Genomic DNA, 7,529 nt, shown 5'->3' with positions numbered 1-7,529 from the left:
GCATCACGATGATCAATGACGTGACGCCGATCCCACATAACGGATGTCGTCCGCCAAAACGACCTCGTGGATAGAAATTAGAAAATAGGAGGTGTCCCGATGGCAAACTATACCATTCAAACGATCGAAGAATCTTCAACTTACGGAAAGTTTGTTTTTACACCATTACAGAATCGCTTTGGAGTAACAATGGGAAATGCGCTGCGCCGCGTACTGTTGTCTTCTTTACCAGGCGGATCTGTTTTCAGTATTCGTATTGATGGAATCTATCATGAATTCACCGGTATCGAAGGTGTTAAAGAAGATGCCGCAATGATCATCTTGAATATCAAACAGTTGATCTTAAAAATCGATATTCATGATAACGATGTTTATACATTGCGTATCAATAAAGTTGGCCCTTGTACCGTAACGGCTGCGGATATTGAATGTCCAAGCGGAGTTGAAGTTTTGAACCCTGATTTGGTGATCTGTACCTTAGCTGAAGGTGCTGATTTCAACATGGAGATGCAAGCTCGCTTGGGACGTGGTTATAAAACGGCCGACGTCAATAAGCATTTGTATCAAAACGAAGGACAGCCTCTAGGTATTATTTATACAGATTCTCTTTATTCTCCAGTGAAAAAAGTGAGCTACAGTGTGGATGAAAACGCTGACGGAACTGAAAGCTTGACAATGGAGATCTTGACGGATGGACGTCTTTCCCCATCGGAAAGTCTTTCAATCAGTTCCAAGATCTTGCGCGATCATTTCGAAATCTTAAAGGATATTGATGAAAGTCAGTTGGAGCATGTTGAGACGGTCGAAACGAAAGTAGAAGAGGATTCTTCTTCTTCCATTCAGCACAAGATGATCGAAGACCTTGAACTTTCTGTCCGGTCTTATAACTGTTTGAAACGTGCAGGAATCACAACTGTGGAAGAACTTTGTCAAAAGACAGAAGATGAAATGATCCATGTTCGTAATTTAGGGAAAAAGAGTCTCAAAGAAGTAAAAGATAAGATATATTCACTTGGATTGAGTTTCAAGTCAAGTAATGAGTAGGAGGAAGTCGTATGTGGAATCGTAAATTAGGACGTACCGCCGATCATAGAAAAGCTTTGTTGAGAAACATGGCGACCTCACTGATCGAGAGCGGACAGATCGAGACAACAGAAAAGAAAGCCAAAGAACTCAGTGCCGTTATGGATCAGCTGGTGACATTGGCAAAACGCAATGATCTGCATGCCCGTCGTCAGGCCGCAAGCTTTGTACGAAACGTGGAAGTGGATGAAGAAGGAACGACTGCACTGCAGAAGCTGTTCAACGAGATTGGACCGGCCTATGCAGACAGAAACGGAGGGTATACTCGCGTGATCAAGACAAGGATCCGCAAAGGGGATGCTGCTCCTATGGCAATCGTACAATTTGTGAAGTAGAGCAATCTACTTCCTTTTTTATAGGTGACTTATGAAATCGATTGGCGATATCAAAGAACGTGCACAGCTTGAAAATGTCCCCATCTTAAAAGATGAAGGTTTTGAATATTTGAAAGAGAAAATTCTAGAATATCATTGCCATTCCTTTTTGGAAATTGGGACCGCTGTTGGATTTACGGCGATTCGGGTAGCGCAGTTGGATCCTTCGATGCGTGTGGTGACGATTGAAAGGGATCCGGAACGCGCGCAGCAAGCGCGTGAAAATATCCAACAGATGCATTTGGAAGATCAAATCACTTTGATTGAAAAAGACGCTTTTGAGGTGGAATTGAACGATACCTTCGACTGCATCTTTATTGATGCGGCCAAGGCACAATATACTCGCTTTTTTCATAAATTTTCCCCACTGTTATCTTGCCATGGTATAATCATTTCAGATAATATGAAATTCCATGGTTTGGTGGAACATCCGGAGCGAACTAAAAATCGCAATACCCGACAATTGGTTCGTAAATTAAAAGAATATCATGATTTTTTAGAACAATTGGATGATTTCATCGTCGAATTTACAGACCAGGGGGATGGAATGGCTTTGGCAAGGAGGAAAATATGAAAAAGTGGATTAAGATCATTGTGGCATTATCCGCATTTGCGGCATGTTTAAGTGCAATTCTTATCAAGCTGCATTTGGATAAGAAAAAGAAGGAAGAATTAGATGAATTCTTGCTTCCGGAAGAAGATACAGTTGTCATGGATGTTCCTTTAAAAAGTGCTCCGGAACAACCAGAAGATTCTGATTTCTTAGCTTGATCAATGGCAGGCATGACGGCTTGCCATTTTTCTTTTTCAGGCGTAAACTTTCTTTTGTTTGGTTTATAAGGAGGGATCATTTTGAAGTTATCGCTTTCAAAAAGTGTCGATTTAGGAAAAGAACCACTATCTCATTTATTATGGGTCCTGGCGGTGCCTTCGATTACTTCCCAGGTAGTCAATGCGCTTTATAATATGGTCGATCGCATGTATATCGGGCATATACCAGAAGTAGGCAGTCAGGCATTGACGGGTGTGGGCGTCTGTTTTCCGCTGATCATGATCGTCAGTGCTTTTGCGTATCTTTTTGGAATGGGTGGAGCTCCGCGTGCCAGTATTTTTATGGGAAAGAAAAATGATGCGATGGCGGAAAAGATCTTAGGGACGTGTTTTGTCTCCTTAGTTTTGATTTCCATCCTGTTGACTTTGGGCATGCTTTTATTCAATGAGCCTTTATTGTATTTGTTTGGGGCCAGTTCCAATACGATCGGTTATGCGCAAGATTATATCAAAATCTATGCCATTGGAACGATCTTTGTGCAGGTGACCCTGGGAATGAATGCCTTCATTTCTTGCCAAGGGTTTTCTTTGATCAGTATGTTGACGGTTTGTATTGGTGCAGTGACAAACATTATCTTGGATCCGATTTTTATTTTCTTGTTTGATATGGGGGTCAAAGGAGCTGCTTTGGCTACCATTCTTTCACAAGCCTTGAGTGCTGTCTGGGCCGTTTACTTTCTATGCAGCACCAACAGCAAGCTTCGCATCAGAAAACAGAATCTTCGCTTGCGGCCTGCTATTTTATTGCCTTGTGTGGCCTTAGGTGTGTCACCGTTCTTGATGCAGGGAACAGAAAGTATTTTGGTCCTTTGTTTTAACTCTTCGTTGCTTCGTTACGGCGGCGATATCGCAGTAGGAGCGATGACGATCTTGTCTAGTGTTATGCAGTTTGCCATGCTTCCTTTACAAGGTCTGACCCAGGGAGGACAGCCGATCATTAGTTATAATTATGGTGCAGGCTTAGCGTCAAGAGTTCAAAAAGCCTTTAAATTACAGACCATCGCTTGTGTAAGCTATTCTACATTGTTATGGGCCTTGGCAATGTGCGTGCCTTCTTTATTTGTCATGATTTTTACCAGTGATCCGCAATTGACAGAAATCAGTTGCTGGGCCATGCGAATCTATTTATGCGGTGTGTTTTTGATGGGAATCCAAACTTCTTGCCAACAATCTTTTATTGCGCTTGGCAATTCAAAGATCAGTTCTTTTTTAGCGGTATTTCGAAAGATCATTTGTTTGATTCCTTGTATATATATTTTGCCTAACTTTTTTGAAGACAAAGTATTTGCGGTCTTCTTGGCAGAACCGATTGCCGATACGATCGCCGTTTTGACGACAAGCCTATTGTTTTATCGTGAATTTAAAAAGATTTTGAAAGAGATGCGGGAGAATGTAGTTTCTTAGCTCTCTTTTTTCTTTTAAACTGAATCGGATTTCGATATAATGTACAAGTTAAGGAGGGGTGTCCATGGATGCTATCAAGGTCTCAGGACTGTCTTTTTCCTACGATGGAAAGAAGGATGTCTTATCGGATGTTGCTTTTTCCATTCCTAAAGGTTGTTATACAACGATCATTGGACACAATGGATCGGGGAAAAGTACAATCGCAAAATTATTGATTGGGTTAATGAGTCCCAAACAGGGATCTATTGAAATCTTAGGACAATCCCTAAACGAAGAAAGTGTTTATAAACTTCGTGATCATGTAGGAATTGTTTTCCAAAATCCCGATAACCAGTTCATTGGCTCTACGGTCGCGGACGATATTGCATTTGGTCTGGAGAATCATTGCGTGCCTCAGGAGCAGATGCAAGACATCATTGAGGATGTGGCAGGACGTGTGGGCATGCTCGATTTTTTAAACAGTGAACCCACAAAGCTTTCGGGAGGGCAAAAACAAAGAGTGGCGATTGCTGGTATCTTGGCGATTGAGCCTGAGATCATTATTTTTGATGAATCGACAAGTATGTTGGATCCGCAAGGAAAAGCCAGCATCAATGAGCAGATCCAAAAATTACATAGTGAAAAGGATCGAACGATTCTTTCCATTACACACGATATGGAAGAGGTTGCTCAAAGTGAATATGTGATCGTCCTGAAAGATGGCCATGTTGTTTTGACAGGAACGCCCATGGAGATCTTTGCGCATGAAAAAGAACTGGCATCGATGATGTTGGATATTCCTTTTGCGTTAAAAGTTTCAAAAGAACTGACAAAAGAAAAAATCACAAATCAGGAAGTCTGTACGTTAGAAGAGGTGGTGAATCAGTTATGTCAATTGAAATCAACCATCTAGAACATACATACAACGCGGGAACGCCATTTTCTCATCAAGCCTTGAAAGGGATCGACTTATCGATTCCAGAAGGCAAGGTCACAGCGATCATCGGGCAGACAGGGTCTGGGAAATCAACCTTGGTTCAACATTTGAACGGTCTTCTGATTCCTAGTGCCGGGACATTGGATATTTGTGGTTTTCATATCCAGCCGTTATTAAAGATCAAAGATATCAAACAGCTTCGAAAAGAAGTAGGGTTGGTTTTCCAGTTTCCAGAATATCAATTGTTTGAAGAAACGATTGAAAAAGATATTGCGTTTGGGCCTAAAAATTTTGGCATTGAAGAAGAAAAAGCCAATGAACTGGTCCGCAAGATCTTACCTATGGTCGGCTTAGATGAAAGTTATCTTCAACGCTCTCCTTTTGAATTGTCAGGAGGACAAAAAAGACGTGTGGCCATTGCGGGTATTTTAGTGTTAGATCCGCAAGTCTTGGTGTTGGATGAGCCGACGGCCGGATTGGATCCGCAAGGGGCCAAAGAGATGATGACTTTATTCATGGACCTGAATAAGAAGCAGGGAAAGACGATTCTTTTAGTTTCTCATGATATGGAACATGTGATGCGCTATTGTGACCATGTGATTGTTTTAGATCATGGAAAGGTTCTGCAAGAAAACGATGTCCGTACTTTTTTTGAACATCCGGAATGGATGATCGAAGTGGGAATCAATCCGCCGGCCATTATCCGTTTGAAAATGATGTTACAGGAAAAAGGATTTAAGATCCCGGATTCGATCTTAGATATGCCGTCTTTAGTTGAATGTATCAAAGGGCAGGTGAATGGTCATGAATAATATCGCATTGGGTCGCTATATGCCTTTAGATTCTGTCATTCATCATTTAGATCCTCGAGCCAAGATCATGGTTCTTTTGTTTTTGATGATTGCGGTTTTTATTCCGGCGGGTGCTGTCGGTTATGTCGTGATTGCCGCTTTTATTGTCGTTGCGTTATTTCTTTCAAAATTACAAATATCTTATGCTTTACGAGCTATGAAGCCCATGATTTGGATGATGATCTTCTTGTTGGTGATCAATACTTTGGTTATTAAAACCGGAACACCGTGGATCCAATGGGGCTGGTTCAGTGTCTATTCGGATGCTATCTATCAAACTTTATATATCGTAGTGCGCTTGATGTTTATGATCATTCTGACAACGATCTTGACGGCCACGACGAAACCTTTAGATTTAACTTTAGGAATCGAGAAGTTATTAAAACCGTTTGAGAAGATCGGACTTCCAGCACATATTATTGCGATGATGATCAGTATCGCATTACGTTTTATCCCAACATTAATCGAAGAGACGCAGAGAATCATGAATGCGCAGGCAAGCCGGGGTGTTGATTTTGAAAATGGCGGATTAAAGGAAAAAATCTTTTCGATTTTGTCTTTGATCGTACCTTTGTTTGTTTCCAGCTTTGATCGTGCTGAACAGTTGGCCAATGCCATGGAAGCACGAGGATATGATCCGAATCGCCAAAGAACGCGTTATAAAGTCTTGAAGATGAAAACAAAAGATATCTTTGGCATGGCGATGAGTGTAGTGATCTTGGGTGTTTGCCTAGGAATTTGGATTCTATGATCATCAAGTGCACAGTTGCCTATGATGGCTGGGCTTATGCCGGCTGGCAAAAACAAGAAAATGCATTAGGCATTCAAGAAATTATTGAATCCGCATTAGAAAAGATCCATAAGAAGCCAACTTCGATCGTGGCAAGTGGAAGAACGGATGCCAAGGTTCATGCATTAGGGCAAGTCTTTCACTTTGAAAGCGATGGTAAGATAGAACCGGCTTCCTATGTGCGGGCATTAAATTCGTTATTGCCCTTGGATATTCGAATCCAAAGTGCTGAAAAAGCAGAGGATGATTTCCATGCCCGGTTCTCCTGCCGATCTAAAAGATATCTTTATATTGCGACAAAAAATCAGAGAGATCCTTTTGCCTGCCGAACAAAAGGAATCTTGTATCAAGATCTCAATATCGAGAAGATGATTGAAGCGTGTCATATTTTGATTGGGACGCATGATTTCACTACTTTCTCCAGCAGTCGCATCGATCCAAGAAAGTCTCGTGTCAAAACGATCAAAATGATTTCGATAGAAAAAAGAGATCAAGATTATCATTTTTTATTTGAAGGCAACGGATTTTTACGCTATCAAGTTCGAATGATGACAGGGACTTTGATCGAGGTGGGCAAAGAAACCATCACGCCGCAAGATGTCCAGAAAATGTTAGATTTGAAAGACAAAGAAGCTTGTCGATACAATGCCAGTCCTCAAGGACTTTATCTCATGGAAGTTTGTTACTGATCAGAAGGTGTTTTTCACGAAAAAGCGCCTTTTTTACATTGACTTTTACCCCTTTTTTTCTTAAGATAGTACTTGGCTAATCTTCGGCCGTTTGAGCCCCGGTAACGCTCAAAACAAGGAGGAAAAGAGAATGCGTCAAACTACAATGGCTAAACCAGCCGACGTAACACGTACATGGTATGTTGTTGATGGCGAAGGACAAACCTTAGGTCGCTTGGCTACAACTTGTGCTCATGTATTAAGAGGAAAACACAAACCTACATACACACCAAATGTTGACTGTGGTGATTATGTAATTGTGATCAATGCCGACAAAGTCGACATGACAGGAAACAAATTGAACACAGAGAAGTACTACAACCACTCTGGATACTTTGGAGGTCTGCGTGTTCGTACCGCCAAAGAAATGAAAGAAAAATATCCAGTAGAATGGGTAGAAAGAGCTATCAAGGGAATGTTGCCACACACTAAATTGGGTGATGTAATGCGTGGACATTTGTTTGTTTATGCAGGTAGCGAACATCCGCATGCAGCTCAGAAACCTGTTGAATTAAAGGTGAAAGGATAAGGAGGAATAGAAGATGGCAAAAA

The 7,529-nt window shown here is 41.3% G+C and carries 11 protein-coding genes; all 11 read left to right on the top strand.

Features of this window, described 5'->3' with window-relative positions; genetic code table 11:
• Positions 1–74: 30S ribosomal protein S11 (gene rpsK / locus Q0J48_RS05870; protein WP_168966595.1), on the top strand; the 74-nt coding region annotated here is incomplete at its 5' end.
• 25 nt (positions 75–99) lie between these two features.
• Positions 100–1,044 (top strand): DNA-directed RNA polymerase subunit alpha, encoded by a 945-nt coding sequence (locus Q0J48_RS05865; protein WP_296242466.1) that lies wholly within the window; start codon positions 100–102, stop codon positions 1,042–1,044.
• Between the two features lie 11 nt (positions 1,045–1,055).
• Positions 1,056–1,418 carry a 50S ribosomal protein L17 gene (gene rplQ / locus Q0J48_RS05860; RefSeq protein WP_183376745.1) on the top strand — a complete coding sequence of 121 codons (363 nt, stop codon included), beginning with the start codon at positions 1,056–1,058 and terminating at the stop codon, positions 1,416–1,418.
• 31 nt (positions 1,419–1,449) lie between these two features.
• A complete protein-coding gene (locus Q0J48_RS05855; protein ID WP_296242463.1) occupies positions 1,450–2,031 on the top strand; it encodes an O-methyltransferase in 582 nt (193 codons plus the stop codon).
• Positions 2,028–2,228 (top strand): hypothetical protein, encoded by a 201-nt coding sequence (locus Q0J48_RS05850; RefSeq protein WP_296242461.1) that lies wholly within the window; start codon positions 2,028–2,030, stop codon positions 2,226–2,228. Before Q0J48_RS05855 ends, Q0J48_RS05850 begins: the two co-directional genes overlap by 4 nt.
• An 81-nt stretch (positions 2,229–2,309) precedes the next feature.
• The gene (locus Q0J48_RS05845; RefSeq protein WP_296242460.1) at positions 2,310–3,692 is read left to right on the top strand and encodes an MATE family efflux transporter; all 1,383 of its coding nucleotides are present in this window, start codon (positions 2,310–2,312) and stop codon (positions 3,690–3,692) included.
• A 64-nt stretch (positions 3,693–3,756) separates the two neighbouring features.
• Complete coding sequence (locus Q0J48_RS05840; protein WP_296242459.1) at positions 3,757–4,584, top strand: energy-coupling factor transporter ATPase; 828 nt, start codon at positions 3,757–3,759, stop codon at positions 4,582–4,584.
• The gene (locus tag Q0J48_RS05835) at positions 4,560–5,420 is read left to right on the top strand and encodes an energy-coupling factor transporter ATPase (protein WP_296242457.1); all 861 of its coding nucleotides are present in this window, start codon (positions 4,560–4,562) and stop codon (positions 5,418–5,420) included. The genes Q0J48_RS05840 and Q0J48_RS05835 overlap by 25 nt, the downstream gene beginning before the upstream one ends.
• Positions 5,413–6,210, top strand: coding sequence for an energy-coupling factor transporter transmembrane protein EcfT (locus Q0J48_RS05830; RefSeq protein ID WP_296242455.1), 798 nt, complete (start codon positions 5,413–5,415; stop codon positions 6,208–6,210). Before Q0J48_RS05835 ends, Q0J48_RS05830 begins: the two co-directional genes overlap by 8 nt.
• On the top strand, positions 6,207–6,938 hold the full coding sequence (gene truA, locus Q0J48_RS05825; protein WP_296242454.1) for a tRNA pseudouridine(38-40) synthase TruA: 732 nt from the start codon (positions 6,207–6,209) through the stop codon (positions 6,936–6,938). Before Q0J48_RS05830 ends, truA begins: the two co-directional genes overlap by 4 nt.
• Before the next feature lie 130 nt (positions 6,939–7,068).
• Complete coding sequence (gene rplM, locus Q0J48_RS05820) at positions 7,069–7,506, top strand: 50S ribosomal protein L13 (RefSeq protein WP_296242453.1); 438 nt, start codon at positions 7,069–7,071, stop codon at positions 7,504–7,506.
• Positions 7,507–7,529: the final 23 nt, after the last annotated feature.

It is taken from the genome of uncultured Faecalicoccus sp., assembly GCF_944325745.1.
GTDB lineage: Bacteria > Bacillota_I > Bacilli_A > Erysipelotrichales > Erysipelotrichaceae > Faecalicoccus.
Note: the sequence above shows the minus strand (reverse complement) of the source record. Positions and strands in the feature narration are given on the sequence as shown.

Bases quoted from the DNA above. Each gene is read 5' to 3' on its own strand.
- Q0J48_RS05865 (WP_296242466.1), top strand. From the start codon at position 100: ATGGCAAACTATACCATTCAAACGATCGAAGAATCTTCAACTTACGGA.
- rplQ (WP_183376745.1), top strand. From the start codon at position 1,056: ATGTGGAATCGTAAATTAGGACGTACCGCCGATCATAGAAAAGCTTTG.
- Q0J48_RS05855 (WP_296242463.1), top strand. From the start codon at position 1,450: ATGAAATCGATTGGCGATATCAAAGAACGTGCACAGCTTGAAAATGTC.
- Q0J48_RS05850 (WP_296242461.1), top strand. From the start codon at position 2,028: ATGAAAAAGTGGATTAAGATCATTGTGGCATTATCCGCATTTGCGGCA.
- Q0J48_RS05840 (WP_296242459.1), top strand. From the start codon at position 3,757: ATGGATGCTATCAAGGTCTCAGGACTGTCTTTTTCCTACGATGGAAAG.
- Q0J48_RS05835 (WP_296242457.1), top strand. From the start codon at position 4,560: ATGTCAATTGAAATCAACCATCTAGAACATACATACAACGCGGGAACG.
- Q0J48_RS05830 (WP_296242455.1), top strand. From the start codon at position 5,413: ATGAATAATATCGCATTGGGTCGCTATATGCCTTTAGATTCTGTCATT.
- truA (WP_296242454.1), top strand. From the start codon at position 6,207: ATGATCATCAAGTGCACAGTTGCCTATGATGGCTGGGCTTATGCCGGC.
- rplM (WP_296242453.1), top strand. From the start codon at position 7,069: ATGCGTCAAACTACAATGGCTAAACCAGCCGACGTAACACGTACATGG.